Source organism: Thioclava sp. GXIMD2076 (assembly GCF_037949795.1).
Taxonomy (GTDB): Bacteria; Pseudomonadota; Alphaproteobacteria; order Rhodobacterales; family Rhodobacteraceae; genus Thioclava; species Thioclava kandeliae.
Window position 1 is genome coordinate 278,708 of record NZ_CP149932.1, and the last position, 16,420, is coordinate 295,127.

15 protein-coding genes are annotated in these 16,420 nt (G+C 61.2%); 9 read left to right on the forward strand and 6 right to left on the reverse strand.

Going from position 1 to position 16,420, the window contains the following annotated elements; translation table 11 throughout:
• Positions 1-56: 56 nt before the first annotated feature.
• Positions 57-2,348, reverse strand: coding sequence for an arginine/lysine/ornithine decarboxylase (locus WDB91_RS01430; RefSeq protein ID WP_339113390.1), 2,292 nt, complete (start codon positions 2,346-2,348; stop codon positions 57-59).
• Positions 2,349-2,588: 240 nt separating this feature from the next.
• Here WDB91_RS01430 and WDB91_RS01435 point away from each other — a divergent pair, with 240 nt between their 5' ends.
• Both WDB91_RS01435 and WDB91_RS01440 read left to right on the forward strand, forming a co-directional pair.
• Entirely contained in the window at positions 2,589-5,354 is a 2,766-nt protein-coding gene (locus tag WDB91_RS01435; protein WP_339113391.1) for a PAS domain-containing methyl-accepting chemotaxis protein, read from the forward strand.
• Positions 5,351-6,790: a chemotaxis protein CheW gene (locus WDB91_RS01440; RefSeq protein ID WP_339113392.1), complete on the forward strand. Its 1,440-nt coding sequence runs from the start codon at positions 5,351-5,353 to the stop codon at positions 6,788-6,790. The genes WDB91_RS01435 and WDB91_RS01440 overlap by 4 nt, the downstream gene beginning before the upstream one ends.
• A gap of 38 nt (positions 6,791-6,828) precedes the next feature.
• On the opposite strand, the gene ugpC is transcribed toward WDB91_RS01440, so the two are convergent.
• The 4 genes from ugpC to WDB91_RS01460 form a co-directional block, all read right to left on the reverse strand.
• Positions 6,829-7,920: a sn-glycerol-3-phosphate ABC transporter ATP-binding protein UgpC gene (ugpC, locus tag WDB91_RS01445; protein ID WP_339113393.1), complete on the reverse strand. Its 1,092-nt coding sequence runs from the start codon at positions 7,918-7,920 to the stop codon at positions 6,829-6,831.
• 4 nt (positions 7,921-7,924) lie between these two features.
• Positions 7,925-8,815 carry a carbohydrate ABC transporter permease gene (locus WDB91_RS01450; protein WP_339113394.1) on the reverse strand — a complete coding sequence of 297 codons (891 nt, stop codon included), beginning with the start codon at positions 8,813-8,815 and terminating at the stop codon, positions 7,925-7,927.
• Positions 8,808-9,680, reverse strand: coding sequence for a sugar ABC transporter permease (locus WDB91_RS01455; protein ID WP_339113395.1), 873 nt, complete (start codon positions 9,678-9,680; stop codon positions 8,808-8,810). Before WDB91_RS01455 ends, WDB91_RS01450 begins: the two co-directional genes overlap by 8 nt.
• Before the next feature lie 62 nt (positions 9,681-9,742).
• On the reverse strand, positions 9,743-10,990 hold the full coding sequence (locus WDB91_RS01460) for an ABC transporter substrate-binding protein (RefSeq protein WP_339113396.1): 1,248 nt from the start codon (positions 10,988-10,990) through the stop codon (positions 9,743-9,745).
• A 176-nt stretch (positions 10,991-11,166) separates the two neighbouring features.
• Between WDB91_RS01460 and WDB91_RS01465 the strand changes: the two genes are divergently transcribed.
• The 4 genes from WDB91_RS01465 to WDB91_RS01480 all read left to right on the forward strand — a co-directional run bounded on the left by WDB91_RS01465 (position 11,167) and on the right by WDB91_RS01480 (position 14,608).
• Positions 11,167-11,892: a response regulator transcription factor gene (locus tag WDB91_RS01465; protein WP_339113397.1), complete on the forward strand. Its 726-nt coding sequence runs from the start codon at positions 11,167-11,169 to the stop codon at positions 11,890-11,892.
• Positions 11,889-13,343, forward strand: coding sequence for an ATP-binding protein (locus WDB91_RS01470; RefSeq protein ID WP_339113398.1), 1,455 nt, complete (start codon positions 11,889-11,891; stop codon positions 13,341-13,343). The genes WDB91_RS01465 and WDB91_RS01470 overlap by 4 nt, the downstream gene beginning before the upstream one ends.
• A 64-nt stretch (positions 13,344-13,407) precedes the next feature.
• Complete coding sequence (locus WDB91_RS01475; RefSeq protein ID WP_339113399.1) at positions 13,408-13,824, forward strand: DUF1489 domain-containing protein; 417 nt, start codon at positions 13,408-13,410, stop codon at positions 13,822-13,824.
• Between the two features lie 70 nt (positions 13,825-13,894).
• Positions 13,895-14,608, forward strand: a complete 714-nt coding sequence (locus tag WDB91_RS01480) for a GNAT family protein (protein ID WP_339113400.1) — start codon at positions 13,895-13,897, stop codon at positions 14,606-14,608.
• Between the two features lie 2 nt (positions 14,609-14,610).
• Here the strand turns inward: WDB91_RS01480 and WDB91_RS01485 are convergent, their stop codons facing one another.
• The gene (locus tag WDB91_RS01485) at positions 14,611-15,321 is read right to left on the reverse strand and encodes a response regulator (RefSeq protein WP_339113401.1); all 711 of its coding nucleotides are present in this window, start codon (positions 15,319-15,321) and stop codon (positions 14,611-14,613) included.
• A gap of 170 nt (positions 15,322-15,491) precedes the next feature.
• On the opposite strand from WDB91_RS01485, the gene mce reads away from it, so the two are divergent.
• The 3 genes from mce to WDB91_RS01500 are packed head-to-tail and all read left to right on the forward strand — an operon-like array spanning position 15,492 to position 16,376.
• A complete protein-coding gene (gene mce, locus WDB91_RS01490; RefSeq protein ID WP_339113402.1) occupies positions 15,492-15,896 on the forward strand; it encodes a methylmalonyl-CoA epimerase in 405 nt (134 codons plus the stop codon).
• Complete coding sequence (locus WDB91_RS01495; RefSeq protein WP_339113403.1) at positions 15,896-16,144, forward strand: DUF167 domain-containing protein; 249 nt, start codon at positions 15,896-15,898, stop codon at positions 16,142-16,144. The genes mce and WDB91_RS01495 overlap by 1 nt, the downstream gene beginning before the upstream one ends.
• Before the next feature lie 55 nt (positions 16,145-16,199).
• Positions 16,200-16,376 carry a YqaE/Pmp3 family membrane protein gene (locus WDB91_RS01500; protein WP_339113404.1) on the forward strand — a complete coding sequence of 59 codons (177 nt, stop codon included), beginning with the start codon at positions 16,200-16,202 and terminating at the stop codon, positions 16,374-16,376.
• Positions 16,377-16,420: the final 44 nt, after the last annotated feature.

Sequence of the window (16,420 nt, forward strand, 5' to 3'; positions counted from 1 at the left end):
GGTCGCGTCACCCGATCAGACCGGCAGATCGGACCGGATGACGCGTGAGGCCGTTCTTATTCCGCGACGCAATCGGCGAAATACTGGATCTGGCCGTCGGGGCCGGTCTCCTGCACGAGCCCATGGATATCGGTCTCGAAGCCCGGACATTCACGGGCGAATTCGCGGTTGAACTTGAGGTAATCCACGATCCGCTTGTTGAAGACCTCGCCCGGGATCAGCAAGGGGATGCCCGGCGGATAGGGCGTCACGAGGCTCGTGGTGATGCGCCCTTCCAGATCGTCGATCGGCACGCGCTGCGTGGTGCGCCGCGCGATATGCGAGAACGCATCCGAGGGCGTCAGCGCCGGCGTCAGATCCGAGAGATAGATCTCGGTCGAGAGCTTGGCCACGTCATATTTGGCATAGAGCTTGTGGACATGCTCGCACAGATCACGCAGGCCCATCCGCTCGTAGCGCGGTTGCTTCTGGCAGAATTCCGGCATCGCCTTCCATAGGGGCTGGTTCTTGTCGAAATCGTCCTTGAACTGCTGGAGCGCGGTCAGGAGCGTGTTCCAGCGGCCCTTGGTGATCCCGATGGTGAACATGATGAAGAAGGAATAGAGGCCGGTCTTCTCGACCACGACGCCATGTTCGGCCAGATATTTGGTCACGATGGAGGCCGGAATACCCCATTCGTCGAAGCGGCCATCAAGGTTGAGACCGGGAGTGACGATGGTCGCCTTGATCGGGTCGAGCATGTTGAAGCCGGGCGCCATATCGCCAAAGCCATGCCAGCTATCACCACCGCCGGTTTCCACACCCTCGGCATCGGTCTTCTTCAGAACCCAGTCGCGCGCCTGACCCATCCCGTCGGAATTGTGGTCGAAATCTTCCGGCCCCCAGACCTTGAACCACCAGTCGGAGGCGTATTCCTCGTCGACCTTGGCCATGGCGCGGCGGAAATTGAGGCTTTCGACAATGCTCTCCTCGACAAGCGCCGTGCCTCCCGGAGGTTCCATCATGGCCGCGGCCACATCGCAGGACGCGATGATCGAATATTGCGGGGAGGTCGAGGTGTGCATCAGATAGGCCTCGTTGAAAAGGCTGCGGTCGAGCTTGATCTCCTCGCTATCCTGCACCAGCACATGGCTCGCCTGAGAGATCCCCGCGAGGAGCTTGTGCACCGATTGCGTCGCATAGGTCACCGATTTCTTGGTGCGCCCGCGCTTGCGGCCCATCGCATGGAACTGGCCATAAAACGGGTGGAAGGCCGCATGCGGCAGCCATGCCTCGTCGAAATGGAGGTTTTCGATATGACCGTCGAGCATCCCTTTGATCTCTTCGGTATTATACAGGACCCCGTCATAGGTCGACTGGGTGATAGTCAGGATGCGCGGCGTGGTGGCCTCTTTATCCGCATCCTTCAGAAGCGGGTTCGCGGCAATCTTGGCGCGGATCGACTCCATCGTGAATTCCGATTTCTGGATCGGGCCGATGATGCCGAAATGGTTGCGCGTGGGCTTCAGAAAGACCGGTATAGCCCCGGTCATGATGATCGAATGCAGGATCGACTTGTGGCAGTTGCGATCCACCACCACCACATCGCCGGGCGCGACCGTATGGTGCCAGACGATCTTGTTGGAGGTCGAGGTGCCATTGGTCACGAAGAAGCAGTGATCGGAGTTGAAAATCCGCGCGGCATTGCGCTCGGAGGCTCCGATCGCGCCGTTATGGTCCAGAAGCTGGCCCAGCTCCTCGACCGCATTACACACATCGGCGCGCAGCATGTTCTCGCCGTAGAACTGGTGATACATCTGGCCGATCGGTGATTTCAGGAAAGCCACGCCGCCCGAATGCCCCGGGCAATGCCACGAATAGGACCCGTCCTCGGCATAGTCCAGAAGCGCCTTGAAGAAGGGCGGCTGGATACCCTCCAGATAGGATTTCGCCTCGCGGATGATATGGCGGGCCACGAATTCGGGCGTGTCCTCGAAGGCGTGGATGAACCCGTGCAGCTCGCGCAGGATATCATTGGGAAGATGGCGCGAGGTCTTGGTCTCGCCATAGATATAGATCGGCACATCGGGGTTCTTCCAGCGCACTTCCTCGATGAAGTTGCGCAGGTTCATCACCGCAGGGTCCAGATCGGGGCCAGGCGTGAATTCCTCGTCATCGATCGACAAAACAAAAGCCGAGGCGCGCGATTGTTGCTGGGCAAATTGCGACAGATCGCCATAGCTTGTAGCACCCAGCACCTCGAACCCTTCGGTTTCAATCGCTTGCGCCAGAGCACGAATGCCGAAGCCGGAGGAATTCTCCGAGCGGAAATCCTCGTCGATGATGACAATGGGGAAACGGAACTTCATCAAACTCTCCTTGAGCGATGGCACGGGGCATTGCGCCATCCAGGTCACCCGCCGATCCGGACCGGCTGCACGGGCGGTTGCCCGTTTGTCCCCTCTCGCGCCGCGAGCGTCAAGCCATCACCCACATTCCGGCCCGTTACAGCCATCACGAAAGCGATGGAAATGCAGATCTCCTTTAGGGAGAATTTAAGGCAAGTGCTTTATCCCGACAATTGTATATGATTGAGGAGATTCGTGCCGATGAGCGCCGATATGTCGGATCTGGATCTGGAAGCTGCCCGTAAGCTTCTGATCAAAGCGAGTATTTTGATGCGTGTCGGCATGCCCGATGGCAAGGTCCAAACCGCCAACAAAACGGCGAATCAGCTTGTGGGCGGCGGCAACAACACACCGATCAACGCCCATTTCCCCTCGTTCTTCCGCGAAGCCGACTATGTGAAAGAATGTCTGGAACGGGCGAACGCCACCGGCGAGGCGGTCGAATTCCATGTGCATCTGATCGACGAACGCTCGAGCATCACCTTCTTCGGCATCGCCAACAAGGTGGGCGAGGAACCGACCGTCATTGTGGACGGGCGTCTGATCCCGATGGATGACGAGACCCGCTCGCGCCTCGATGCGGTCGAGCGCACGCAGGCGGTGATCGAGTTCGAGACCGATGGGACCATCATCCGCGCCAACGAAAATTTTCTGTCGCAGATGGGCTACGAGGTGGCCGAGATCGAGGGCCAGAGCCACAAGATCTTCTGCACGCCCGAATTTTCCTCCTCCAAAGAGTATCAGCAGCTATGGAAACGCCTGCGCGCGGGAGAGGCCGTGGATGGCGAGTTCGAGCGGATTACCAAAGATGGCGCGACCGTCTGGTTGCGGGCGAATTACAACCCGATTTTCGGCCCCAATGGCCGTGTCGTGCGCGTCGCCAAATTCGCGATGGACATCACCGAGAACAAGTTGGCGCAAGCCGAGGTGGATGGCAAACTGAGCGCCGTCGACCGTGCCTTGGCGATGATCGAGTTTACGCCTGAGGGCGAGGTGCTCACCGCCTATGACAATTTCCTTAAACTCACCGGCTACCGCCTCGAGGAAATCAAGGGCCAGCACCACCGAATGTTCTGTAGCGAGCTGTATACCGCCTCGCCGGATTACGGTCTCTTCTGGGCCAAGCTTTCGTCCGGCAAGGCGGATGCGGGCGAATATATGCGCATTGGCAAAGACGGCAAACGCATCTGGATCCGTGCCAGCTACAACCCTGTCATCGCCCCCAACGGACAGGTGCTCAAGGTTGTGAAAGCCGCACTCGATGTGACCGCCGAGCGCAATGCCGCCAACGAGATCCAAGGCCGGATGGATGCGGTCAAAAGTTGCCAGCTGGTGGCTGAATATACGCCTGAAGGTCTGCTGCTGGAAATGAACGCGCCCTATCTCAAAGCGTCGGGCTATGAGCTGGAAGATCTGTTCCGCAAACCTGTCTACAAAATCTGGGAACGTAGCGGCGAGGAAACGCTGGAATTCGAGCGCTTCTGGCAGCGTCTTGCTACCGGCGAGTGCCTTTGTGGCACCTATCGCCGCTACTCCAAATCGGGCAGCGATTTCTATCTCTATTCGAATTTCAGCCCGATCCATGATGCCGAGGGCAAAATCATCCGCATCATCGAACTGAGCCGCGACATCACCAAAGAGCGCTATAGCGCGGCCGAGCATGAGGGCACGGTCATGGCGATCAACCGCGCTCAGGCGGTAATCGAATTCGACCTGTCCGGCAAAATTCTCGCCGCCAATAAGAATTTCCTAGAACTGATGGGCTATAAGGCCGATGAAATTCTCGGCAAGCATCACCGGATCTTTTGCAAGGCGGATCACGCGGGTTCGGAGGCCTATCGCAGTTTCTGGGAAACGCTGGGGCGGGGCGAATATGTGGCCAATGAATTTGTCCGCCTCACCCGCCGCGGCGAGGAGGTCTATATTCAGGCCAGCTACAATCCGGTCTTCGATGCCGATGGCCGTCCGCTCAAAATCATCAAATTCGCGACCGACATCACCGCACAGCGCAAGCGAAACGCGGAATTCGAGTGCAAGTTCAACGCCATCGACCGCGCACAGGCAGTGATCCAGTTCGATCTCGAAGGCAACATCATGGCCGCCAACGAGAATTTCCTGCGGGTCACCGGCTATTCGATGCGTGAGCTGCAGGGCCAGCACCATTCTATGTTCTGCACCCCGGACCACGTCAAATCGCAGGAATACCGCGATTTCTGGATCTCTCTGCGCAAGGGGGAGGAGCAGGATGGCCGCTTCCACCGGATGGCAAAATTCGACCGTGATTTCTGGATACAGGCCACCTATGCACCGCTCCTCGATATTCATGGAGAACCGATCGGTGTCATCAAATACGCCCATGATGTAACCTCGCAGGTGCAGCTCGAGCAGCTGATCCGCGAGAAGGCCCATGCGATGCGACGGATGGTCGCCCAGCTCGAGGGATCGATCAAGAAGATCGACACCTCAACCGGCTTCACCATCTCGGTGTCACGCGATACCGAGAAAGCGGCATCAGGCGGGTTCGAAGAGCTCAACCGTGCTATCGAGGTCATCGAAACGATTGCGAAATCCTCCAAGGATGTCACAGAGATGGCGCGGGTGATCAGCGATATTGCCAACCAGACCAACCTGCTGGCCTTCAACGCCGCCATCGAGGCAGCCCGGGCCGGTGAATATGGCGTAGGCTTCTCTGTCGTGGCCGACGAGGTGCGCAAGCTGGCCGAGCGCAGCTCCACGGCAGCCCTCGAGATCACCCGTTTGGTCAATGAGAGCGGTGCGCAGGTGCAGCTGGGCAAAGAGCGCTCGAGCAGCGCCCGCACCGCCTTCGAGCGCATCGTCGAGCGGGTGAAGGAAACCGGCGGCGCGGTCGATGAAATCTTTGGTTCGGTCGCCGAACAGAAGGACGTCTCGAAAAATGTCGTCAACATGATCTCGGCTCTGAGCGATGTGGTGAGCGACCGCGCATGACGGAGTTGACGGCAGAGTTTGACGGTGAGCCCGCCCCGTCCTGCGCCATGACGCAGGACAGCAAACTGGCGCTGGTCGATCTGGGGCGGATAGTGATCGGCATCCATGTGCGTGATCTGCGCGAGGTGATGTCCGCGCCCAGGGAACTCCAAGCATTCCAGTCCTCGCAGCCTGCGGTGATCGGCTGTGTCGCACTGCGAGGGCAGATCATTCCGGTCGTGGATATCGCACCCGTTCTCGGGCTTACACCGGTGGATACGGCAACCGATGGCAATGTGATCGTCATTCTGGGTCGGGGAGAGCATGTCTATGGCATGCTGGCGAAAACCGCGCTCAGAATCGTGCCTGCGCAGGACGGTATTATGCAGCAGATCTCGCGTGATCAGGGAGCGCTAGCCGATCAGCTGCTACCGGAATTCCGTCTGATCGACAGCCAGCCCATCGGAATACTCGACCCGACGGTCCTGCCGCGCCACGGCGTGCCGCAATCGCGCGCCGAACGCAGCCAGAGGCAGGTCCAGTCGTCCCAGAACAACTATCTCACCTTCGAGATGGACGGCGTCCATTACTGTCTGCCGCTCTGCGATATCGGCGCGACCCTGCCCGATACGGAGATCGACACCCGCGTGATGAGATCGGGTTTTTGCGAAGGCAGCGTCACCCATCACGGCACCGAACGCGCGCTAGTCAATCTCAACGCTCTTCTGGGGATGAGCGGACGTGACCAGCCCGTGACAACGGTATCCTCGGTGCTTCTGCCCTTCGGCGCAGGACAGTCTCTCGCCCTCCGGGCGGATCGTGTGCTTGATATCAGCCCCCTGTCCGGAGGCCAGATCACCCCGATGCCCTCGGTGCTCAGCTACCGTTCCGATCTGTTCGCAGGCGTGCATCTGACATCGGGCGGGCGGGAGGTCTATGTGCTGGATGGCAAGGCGCTGATCGCCGACGAGACGCTGGCGATGCTGTCGAAGCTCGAACAGCGCAGCGCCGATATCGCCGCGAGCAAACCAACCGGCACGAGCACGCTGGGCCATGATCTGGCAACCGCGCTCCTCGTGCAATCGGGCGGTCAGTTCGCCTTCAACATCGAAGTAATCGAGGAAATTGTCGCGATGCCGGAAGCGCCCATGAATGCGGGCAGTTACAGCGCCTATCGTGGCAATCTCCATTCGCGCAGCGGGCGGCTGATCCCGACCTATTGCCTGGCAACACTGCTCGGGCAGTATGGCGATCATTGCGAGACTGCGACCGCGATCGTGCTGATCAAATTCGGGGAGGAGACCATCGGCCTGATGGTCGACCGCATCTGCGCGATCGAGCAGTTGAACTGTATCCCAGACGGCCCTTCGGGCACGGTTCGCATGCTGCAAAGGCGCCATGCGACAGACCAGACCCTATGGCGGGTCATTGACCCGATGGCCCTGCCCGTGGGCTAGGGCCGTCCGGCCAGCGGATCCCGCCAGCCGGAACAGGGTTACAGACGCGCGCCGCTCGACGGCTCGAAGAAGGTCACCTTGTCGAGATCGAATTCCAGATCCAGTAACGCGCCGGAATTCGCCTGCGTCTCCGCATGCAACCGCGCGGTGATCTGACGCCCACCCATATGGGTCGTGACATAGGTATCGGCACCCGCAGGCTCGACCATATCCACAAGAATCTGAGCGCGCTGGACCGCACTTCCCGCGCGGTAGCCTGCCTCGGCCAGATCCTCTGGACGGACCCCCATGAGCACATCGGTGGGCAGATCGGCACGCGGCACGTTCAGGATAATCGGCTCCATCCCGTCGCGGGCAATCTCGACTTGCGCCCCGTTACCGTTGGACCACGTCTTTGCAGGGATCAGGTTCATCGGCGGGCTGCCCATGAAATCGGCCACAAAGGTGTTGGCGGGATGGTTATAGATCTCGGCCGGCGTCCCGATCTGCTGGATCACGCCGCCCTTCATGACCACGATCTTGGTGGCCAGCGTCATCGCCTCGATCTGGTCATGGGTCACATAGACCATCGACGCGCCAAGCCGTTGATGCAGTTTCTTGATTTCCGAGCGCATCTCGACGCGGAGTTTCGCATCGAGGTTCGATAGCGGCTCGTCGAAGAGGAACAGTGCCGGATCGCGCACCAGCGCACGTCCCATTGCAACCCGCTGGCGCTGACCGCCCGACAATTGCCCCGGACGGCGTTTGAGCAGCTGTTCGATCTGCAGCTGTTTCGCCACCTCGGCCAGCTTGCGATCCTGCTCGTCTTGCGGGATACCGCGCACCTTCATACCGAAGGTAATGTTCTTGGCCACCGACATGGTCGGATAGAGCGCATAGCTCTGGAACACCATCGCGATGTCGCGGTCTTTCGGGCTGACATGGGTCATGTCGCGCCCGTCGATCTCGACCGTGCCTCCCGAGATGTCCTCGAGACCGGCGATGCAGTTCAGCAGCGTGGACTTGCCGCAACCTGACGGTCCGACCAGCACGAGGAAGTCGCCCTTTTCGATGGAGACGTTGATATCCTTTAGGATTTCGGTCGCGCCATAGCTTTTGCGCAGATGTTTGATGTCAAGGATAGGAGCCATGAGATCAGCCTTTCACGGAACCGGCGGTCAGCCCGCGGATGAAATATTTGCCAGCGACGATATAGACGAGGAGCGTCGGCAGGCCCGCGATGATCGCAGCCGCCATATCCACATTATATTCTTTCACACCGGTGGTAGAGTTGACGATATTGTTCAGCGCCACGGTCACCGGCTGGCTGCCCGCCGAGCTGAAGGAGACCCCGAAGAGGAAGTCGTTCCAGATCTGGGTGAACTGCCAGATGATCGTCACCACGCAGATCGGCAGCGAGAGCGGCAGGAAGATCGACCAGAAGATGCGGAAGAACCCTGCCCCGTCGATCTTGGCCGCGCGCACCAGCTCGTGCGGAATGGTGACATAGTAATTGCGGAAGAACAGCGTGGTGAAGCCCAGACCGTAGATCGTATGCACGAAGATCAGCCCCGGAATGGTGCCGGCCATGCCGAAAATGCCCAGCATCCGCGCCATCGGCAGCAGCACGACCTGAAACGGGATGAAGCAGCCGAACAGCAGGAAGGCGAAGAACAGGTTCGCGCCCTTGAAGCGCCATTGGGCAAAGACATAGCCGTTCATCGCGCCGATCAGCGTCGAGATCAGCACGCCGGGCACCGAGATCAGGATGGAGTTCCAGAAGAAGGGTTTCAGCCCCTCGCACTGGATACCGGTGCAGGCGCCCGACCAGGCCTTGGACCATGCGTCGAAGGTGATCTCGCGCGGCAGGGCCACCAAGGATCCGGTGCGGATTTCCTCGAGGCTTTTCAGCGAGGTGGTCACCATCACGAAGAGCGGCAGCAGGTAGTAGAGCGCAAAGACACAGAGCATCGCATACAGCGCCCAACGCAGAACACGACGCCCGATCAGCGAGCCCGAGGAGCGGGTGAGTGGCATATCAGTCATGTTTCGCCCTCAATTCCGAATAGAGATAGGGAACCACGATGGCAAAGACGACGCCCATCATGACCATGGCGCTCGAGGCCGCCTGCCCCAGATCGCCGCGCGAGAAGGCCATCGCATACATGTAGGTCGCGGGCAGATCGGTCGCATAGCCCGGGCCGCCGCCGGTCAGCGCGATGACCAGATCGAAACTCTTGATGGCCAGATGCGCCAGCACGATGAAGGCCGAGAGGAAGATCGGTGCCATTGAGGGAATGATGATCGCGGTATAGACACGCCATGTGGGAATGCCATCCACCTGAGCGGCCTTGATGATCTCGCCATCGACCGAACGCAGCCCCGCAAGGAACAGCGCCATCACGAAGCCCGAGGCCTGCCAGATCGCCGCCAACACGATGGTATAGAGCGCCATCTTGGGATCGATCAGCCAGTCGAATTTGAAATTCGGGAAGCCCCAGCCCTGCACCATCGCCTGAATACCCAGACCGGGGTTCAGGATCCATTTCCAGGCCGTGCCGGTGACGATCATCGAGAGCGCCATCGGATACAGGTAGATCGTGCGCAAAGCGCCTTCGATGCGGATCTTCTGGTCGAGGAAGATCGCCAGCATCAGCCCCAGCACCATCGAGATGATGATGAACAGCGCGCCGAAGATGAAGAGATTGTTGAACGCCGTATCCCAGCGCGGGTTCGAGAACAGCCTGTCATACTGGATCAGCCCGTCGATTTCATAGCGCGGCATCAGCTTCGAGCGGGTAAGCGACACCCAAGCGGTCCAAGCGATGAAACCATAAACGAACAGCAGCACCGCGAAGAAGGTCGGCGCAAGCACGATCTTTGGGACATGGCGGGAAAGCCAGTCGGTCATAAGAGTGGTCCTGAGAGTTTGGGGCCGCCCCGCAGGGCAGAGCGGCCATCGTAATCGTCAGATTACATCGAGTTGGCGACGGCGTCGGCCAGCATCTTCACGGCATCATCCGAGGACATATCCGAGTTGAAATGCGCGGTGACGACATCGAGGATCGCGCCCGATTGCGCGCCATGCAGCGCCATACCATGCGCCATCGAGGGCAGAAGCGAGCCCGCCTCGCCATCGGCCTTCATATCGGCGGCCGATTTCTTGGCACAATCATCGAACTTGTCCAGGCTGACATCGGTGCGGACCGGAATGGAGCCCTTGTTGAGGTTGAAGGTTTCCTGGAAGGAGGGGCCGACGATCAGCTCTGCCAGCAGATCCTGACCTTCTTTCTTGTCCTCGCCATCCACCTTGAACATCGCGAAGCTGTCGACGTTATAGAGGAAGCCCGCATCCCCCGGGGTCGGTGCACAGACGAAATCGACGCCCGGCTCCTTGCCTGCGGCCAGGAACTCGCCCTTCGCCCAGTCCCCCATGATCTGGAAGGCGGCCTCGCCATTCATGACCATCGCGGTGGCAAGGTTCCAGTCACGACCCGAGAAATTGTCATCGACATAACCGCGCAGGGTGCGCATCTCGTCGAAGACCGATTTCATCGTGTCCGAGGTCAGCGCGTCGGGATCCAGATCGACCAGCGCCTTCTGGTAGAAATCGGCACCACCGATGCCAAGCACAACCGTCTCGAAGATGGTCGCGTCCTGCCAGGCCTGACCGCCATGGGCCAAAGGCGTGATCCCTGCGGCTTTCAGCTTGTCGGCGGCGGCATTGAACTCGTCCCAGGTGGTGGGCATCTCGATACCATTGGCCTCGAGGATCGACTTGTTTGCCCAGACCCAGTTCACGCGGTGCACATTGACCGGTGCGGCGCACCAATGGCCGTCGCATTTCATATGCTCGGCAATCTGCGCGGGCAGCACATCGGCCCAGCCCTGCGCATCGGCCACATCCGAGATATCGGCCAGCACACCTTCATCATACCATTCCTGGATGGCAGGGCCTTTCAGCTGCACGGCGGTCGGCGCATTGCCCGACAGGACACGGGCCCGAAGCGCGCTCATGGCCGCATCGCCACCACCGCCGGCCACCGGCATATCGGTCCAGACGCCGCCACGGTCGGAGAACTGTTTCTGCAGAACGGCCACGGCCTTGGCCTCGCCACCCGACGTCCACCAGTGCAGAACCTCGGCCTGCGGCTCGGCCCACGCGGCCCCTGCGGTCAGGGCAGCAGCAGACAGCGCCGCGAATGCAGTCATATGTTTCATTGGTAATCCTCCCAAATACATGCGCTTCTCCCCAAGCGCATATCGCCCACAGTATAGCGCGACCCTTAATGGTTTGCGCAATGCTGTTAGCGCCCCCCTTCTGCGCTGCGGCACGGGATTCTTGCCCGCTTTGTTACAACTTGTTACCAAGAAGGCCGCATGAGGGAGGAACAACCATGGCGATACCGCATCTTCTGGTCGTCGATGATGATGCCGATATGCAGCAGATGATGGTGACCTTCCTGCAGCGTAACGGGTTTGCCGCCCATCCGGCCAGCACCGAGGCCGAGATCCGCGCTCATATGCAGACGCATCGCGTCGATCTGATCCTTCTGGATGTGATGCTGGCCGACGAGAACGGTGTGGAGATCTGCGCCCGTCTGCGCAGCGAGCTGGAGCTGCCGATCATACTGGTCTCGGCGCTGTCGGCGGATCACCAGCGCATGGCGGGCTACGAGGTGGGGGCCGATGACTATATCGCCAAGCCCTTCAACCCAGATCTGCTGATCGCGCGGGTGAAGGCAGTGCTGAGGCGTGTCCGGCGCACTCCTTCGCTCAGCTATCGCCGCTCGAGCGGTATCTGGCATTTTGACGGCTGGCGTTATGACGGGCAGCGCGACGAGGTCCACGCCCCCGACGGCTATCAGGTGATCCTCTCGACCCGCGAGACCGCGCTTTTGAAAACACTACTGGCCAATCCGCGCATTCCGCTGTCGCGCGAGGAGATCGCCGCGGCGCTCAGCGACCAGTCCGATGCCGATGGCGCAGGGCGGGCCATCGATGTGCTGGTCGGGCGGCTCCGCTCGAAGATCGAGCGCAACCCCAAGGCACCCACGCTTTTGCGCACAGAGCGCGGTATCGGCTATGTGCTGGCCTGCGATGTCACCCGTGAGGCGGAATGAACGTGTTCCGCCATCCCAGTCTGAAGGCGATGTCGGCGTTTTGGATCGTGGCGGGCTTTCTGGCCGGTGCGCTGGCAGCGGCGCTCTGGGCACAGAGCCAGAGCGCATGGCGAGCCCATCTGGCGCAGGCGGATCTGACAGGCCAGCTCCTTTTTGCCGCCATTGAAAGCGGCACCGACAGGCCTTTTGGCCTCGATGCCACCTCCCTGCCCCCCGATCAGGCGCTGCTTGCCGAGGCGGGGCAGTTCCTCTCGCTGGCCGGTGTACCCCGCCCCGCCCGTATCACCCATATCCCCGTCCCCGGCCTCCATCCCACCGGCACCAACGCGCCCCAGACCGTGATCGAGGTGCTGTCACCCGATCTGGCCTATCCGGTCGCGCGGCTGAAAAGCGGGCCGGAAGTCACGGCGGCACAGATGTTCGGGCAGGTCACGAAGCTGCTGGCCACCTATTGCGGCGCCCCCCTCGTGATCATGCGGGCCTCGGACGGGCAATGGTACCGCCTTGAAGGCCATGAAATCTGGAGCTGCGCGGCCACTCCGCGTGACAACCGGCTGCTGGCGCTCGGGCTCGGAGGCTTCGCGCTGCTGGCGCTCCTCATTACCTCGGGGCGCGTGGCGCAGCGGTTTGGCGATTTCGGCACACAGCTGGGACTGCGCCGGATACAGGGCGGTCCCGATAGTTACGAAAACGAGGGGCCGGCCGAGCTGGCGGCGATCGTCACCGCCGTCAACCAGCATCTGGTGACGGAAAAACAGCGGCTCGCCAAACGGTTGATGGTGCTGTCGGGGGTCAGCCACGATTTGGGCGCACCCGCCACGCGGTTGCGGCTGCGCGCGGCCCTTATCGAGGATGCCCAGCTGCGCGACAGGCTGAGCGCCGATATCGAGCGGATGAGCGAAATGATCGACGGGGTATTGGCCTATACCCGCTCGGAGCTGGATATCGAAGCACCGCGCCAACTGAGCCTGAGCGCATTGGTCGAGGCGCTGGCCGATAATTATCGCGATTCCGGCCAGCCCGTCGATCTAGCCCCGATGGCCGAGCTCGAAAGCACCGGCGGGCAGACCCTGTTCTCCCGACGGATCGGGCATTTCCATCTGGGCGACAGGCCGGTTCTGGTCACCGCACGGCCAATGGCGCTGCAACGCGCGATCTCTAACCTTGTCGAGAATGCCCTGAAATACGGCCATCGCGCACATCTGCGCCTTGAAGCGGATTCCCGCGAGGCGCGCATCGTCGTCGAGGATGAGGGCGGCACGGCGCGCCCCGAACTGATGGCCGCCCTCACCGCCCCGTTCGAGCGTGGCGGGCAGGACGCGCAGGTTTCGGGCCACGGGCTGGGCCTGACCATTGCCGCAACGGTGGCCGAAAGCCATAATGGCCACCTGGCTTTTGCTCAGGGGCCGCTGGGGCTGCGGGTCACCCTGACGCTCGCACGCGGGGCCTGAGCGGTTGCACACACAGCCGCCTATCCTATATCAGACCTACCAGATACAGTCGGAACGCTTGCCCATGCCCCAACATCTCATCAAACTCTGCGTCGGCGCCGAGAAGGTCGAGGATCTTGCGAATTGGCAGGAGGCGCGCTTTGGCACAGGCCCCGCCGAACACGTCACCCGCATGTGGCCCAAACGTGCCGAAGAGGTGCTGGAGGGCGGTTCGCTCTATTGGGTGTTCAAGGGCGCGGTTCTGGCACGCCAGAAGGTGATCGGGCTGGAGGAGCGCGTGGGGGCCGACGGCATCACCCGCTGCGCCATCGTGCTCGACCGCGAAATCATCCGCACGGAGGCGTTGACCCGCCGTCCCTTCCAGGGCTGGCGCTATCTCAAACCGGAGGATGCGCCCAAAGACCTGCCCGCTGGCCGCACCCGCGAGGATCCTCTGCCGCGCGAGCTGATGAGCGCGCTGGCCGAACTGGGCCTGCGCTAACTCCTGCACAAGATGCGCATTGCCAGCTCGGCAAACTCCCGCTAGCGTTCCGCAAAATGCGGGAGAGACCATGCAGAAATCCTTTGGTGCGCCACTTGGCGATTGGGTTGCCCCTCCTGCTCCGGGACCGGAGCGGATCGAGGGAACGTATATGCGTCTGGAGCGCCTGTCCTCGACCCATACCCATGATCTCTATGCGGCATTGGCCGAAAACCATGACGAGCTGTGGGATTACATGCCGGTCGGCCCATTCCATGCCGAGACCGCTTTTATCCGCTGGATCAATGAGCAGATCGCATCAAAGGACCCGCTATTCTATGCGGTGATCGACCCTGTTACCGGCCATGCCGCGGGATTGCAGAGCTTTTTGCGGATATCGCCCGCCATCGGCACCATCGAACTGGGCTTTATCACGCTGGGCGCACAGCTCCAGCGCAGCCGCGCCGCCAGCGAGGGCTTCATCCGCATGATCGAATGGGCTTTCAATGCGGGCTATCGCCGTTTCGAGTGGAAATGCGACGCTTGCAACCTCCCCTCGCGCCGTGCGGCGCAACGGCTGGGCCTCAGCTACGAGGGCACCTTCCGGCAGGCCACCCATTACAAGGGGCGCAACCGCGATACCGCATGGTTTGCCGCCACCGACAAGGACTGGCCCGCCCTGCGCGAGGCCTATTCGGCATGGCTCGACCCCAAGAATTTCGACGCGGAAGGCAACCAGATCGAGAGGCTATCCGATCTGACGCGCCTTGTGCGGGTCTCGTCCGACCCGCAGCTTGCCGGCTAAGATCAGAAGGCGCTGCCCGCCGCCAGACGTTCCTGCACCATACCCGACAGGCGCGAGATATCGGCGCTGGATGGCCCGCCCTCGCGCCCCAAGGCACTCGCGGCGTCCTCGAGCGCATCATCTCGCGCGGACCGGGCCACACCGCTCAGGAACTGGCAGACATAGCCAAGAGAGGCCGCATCCTGCGCGCCTGACAGCACTTCGGCCATAAGGTTGAGATCATCGCGCAGCGCAATCGGATCGGGACTGATCATGGCGTCGTTCAGCGCCATCGGAGTCTTCGGCCGTTCGCTCGGCGGCAGGACAGACAGCACGGCCTGCTGGAAAAGCGCGAGACTTTCCACAGGCTTGGGCAGGAACCCGTCGGCCCCAGCCGCAAGGGCCAGCGCCTCCATCCCCGTATCGCCCGAAGTTCCCAGCACCACCGGCAACGATTGGTCGGAGTTCTTGATTTCGCGGATCAGATCATCGCCACAGCCATCGGGCAGACCCAGATCGACGATCACCACCGAAGGGCGGTAGGTCCGCAGATGGCGATGTGCCGAGCGCAGGCAATCCGCACGGCGGATCCGCGCCCCTGAACGCAAACATAGAAGCCGCATCGCCTCGGATGCGTAGCGGCTGTCCTCGACAACCAGAATGGTCAGCCCCAGAAGCGGGCGGGACGCATTTGCGGGGCGCTGGCCGATAAGGCCGGCAAGGTCATCACTCATCTCGGTCTCCACAGTCAGGTGAATCGGCGTCTATAGAGAGTTAAGCCGAGATAGAGTGAACAGTCGGTTAATTTCCCAACGCGATCGAGCAATTGACCCCGCGGCCAAAGGGGTGCAACGTCTCTTTCAGGCGTTTTGCCCATCAGACGGGGCGCAGAGGAGGACGCAGGATGATCGGTCGACTTAACCATGTAGCCATTGCGGTACCCGATCTGGAGGCGGCCAGTGCCCAGTATCGCGGCACGCTCGGCGCCACCGTGGGCGCCCCGCAGGACGAGCCCGATCACGGAGTGACGGTCGTCTTCATCGAACTGCCCAATACCAAGATCGAACTGCTTTATCCGCTGGGGGAGAACAGCCCGATCACCGGCTTTCTGGAGAAGAACCCCTCGGGCGGCATCCACCATATGTGTTTCGAGGTCGAGGACATCCTTGCCGCGCGTGACCGGCTCAAGGCCGAGGGCGCGCGGGTGCTGGGCACGGGCGAGCCGAAGATCGGCGCCCATGGCAAACCCGTCCTGTTCCTGCACCCCAAGGACTTCAACGGTTGCCTGATCGAGCTGGAACAGGTGTGATGGACACCATCGCGGACCTCTTTGCCAGCGGAGCCGAGGTAGACCTGCGCGTGACGCCCAAAGCCTCGCGCAATGCCATCGTGCTGGCCGAGGACGGGTTGCGCGCCTATGTCACCACCGTGCCCGAGGATGGCAAGGCCAATGCCGCCGTCACCAAACTGCTGGCCAAATCGCTAGGCGTGGCCAAATCGCGGTTGACGCTTGTGCGTGGGCAGACCAGCCGCCAGAAGGTCTTTCGGCTGGATTGAGGGAACCTTTTCCCGCGCGCCGTTGTTTCTTGTCCAAATCAACGGAGGAAACGACATGGACCTCATCCGCATCATCTTCGCCATCATCCTGCCGCCGCTGGGCGTGTTCCTGCAGGTAGGCCTTGGCAAACATTTCTGGATCAACATCCTGCTGACGATCTTCGGCTATATTCCGGGTATCGTCCACGCCGTCTGGGTGATCGCCCGCGAACCCAAAGCCGCGCATGTGTAAGCTATGAAGCGATAACGAAAAAGGGCCCCGAAACGGGGCCCTTT

What these genes read in the sequence shown, in the direction of transcription:
- WDB91_RS01430 (WP_339113390.1), bottom strand. Translation starts at nt 2,348, where the DNA reads ATGAAGTTCCGTTTCCCCATTGTCATCATCGACGAGGATTTCCGCTCG.
- WDB91_RS01435 (WP_339113391.1), top strand. Translation starts at nt 2,589, where the DNA reads ATGAGCGCCGATATGTCGGATCTGGATCTGGAAGCTGCCCGTAAGCTT.
- WDB91_RS01440 (WP_339113392.1), top strand. Translation starts at nt 5,351, where the DNA reads ATGACGGAGTTGACGGCAGAGTTTGACGGTGAGCCCGCCCCGTCCTGC.
- ugpC (WP_339113393.1), bottom strand. Translation starts at nt 7,920, where the DNA reads ATGGCTCCTATCCTTGACATCAAACATCTGCGCAAAAGCTATGGCGCG.
- WDB91_RS01450 (WP_339113394.1), bottom strand. Translation starts at nt 8,815, where the DNA reads ATGACTGATATGCCACTCACCCGCTCCTCGGGCTCGCTGATCGGGCGT.
- WDB91_RS01455 (WP_339113395.1), bottom strand. Translation starts at nt 9,680, where the DNA reads ATGACCGACTGGCTTTCCCGCCATGTCCCAAAGATCGTGCTTGCGCCG.
- WDB91_RS01460 (WP_339113396.1), bottom strand. Translation starts at nt 10,990, where the DNA reads ATGAAACATATGACTGCATTCGCGGCGCTGTCTGCTGCTGCCCTGACC.
- WDB91_RS01465 (WP_339113397.1), top strand. Translation starts at nt 11,167, where the DNA reads ATGGCGATACCGCATCTTCTGGTCGTCGATGATGATGCCGATATGCAG.
- WDB91_RS01470 (WP_339113398.1), top strand. Translation starts at nt 11,889, where the DNA reads ATGAACGTGTTCCGCCATCCCAGTCTGAAGGCGATGTCGGCGTTTTGG.
- WDB91_RS01475 (WP_339113399.1), top strand. Translation starts at nt 13,408, where the DNA reads ATGCCCCAACATCTCATCAAACTCTGCGTCGGCGCCGAGAAGGTCGAG.
- WDB91_RS01480 (WP_339113400.1), top strand. Translation starts at nt 13,895, where the DNA reads ATGCAGAAATCCTTTGGTGCGCCACTTGGCGATTGGGTTGCCCCTCCT.
- WDB91_RS01485 (WP_339113401.1), bottom strand. Translation starts at nt 15,321, where the DNA reads ATGAGTGATGACCTTGCCGGCCTTATCGGCCAGCGCCCCGCAAATGCG.
- mce (WP_339113402.1), top strand. Translation starts at nt 15,492, where the DNA reads ATGATCGGTCGACTTAACCATGTAGCCATTGCGGTACCCGATCTGGAG.
- WDB91_RS01495 (WP_339113403.1), top strand. Translation starts at nt 15,896, where the DNA reads ATGGACACCATCGCGGACCTCTTTGCCAGCGGAGCCGAGGTAGACCTG.
- WDB91_RS01500 (WP_339113404.1), top strand. Translation starts at nt 16,200, where the DNA reads ATGGACCTCATCCGCATCATCTTCGCCATCATCCTGCCGCCGCTGGGC.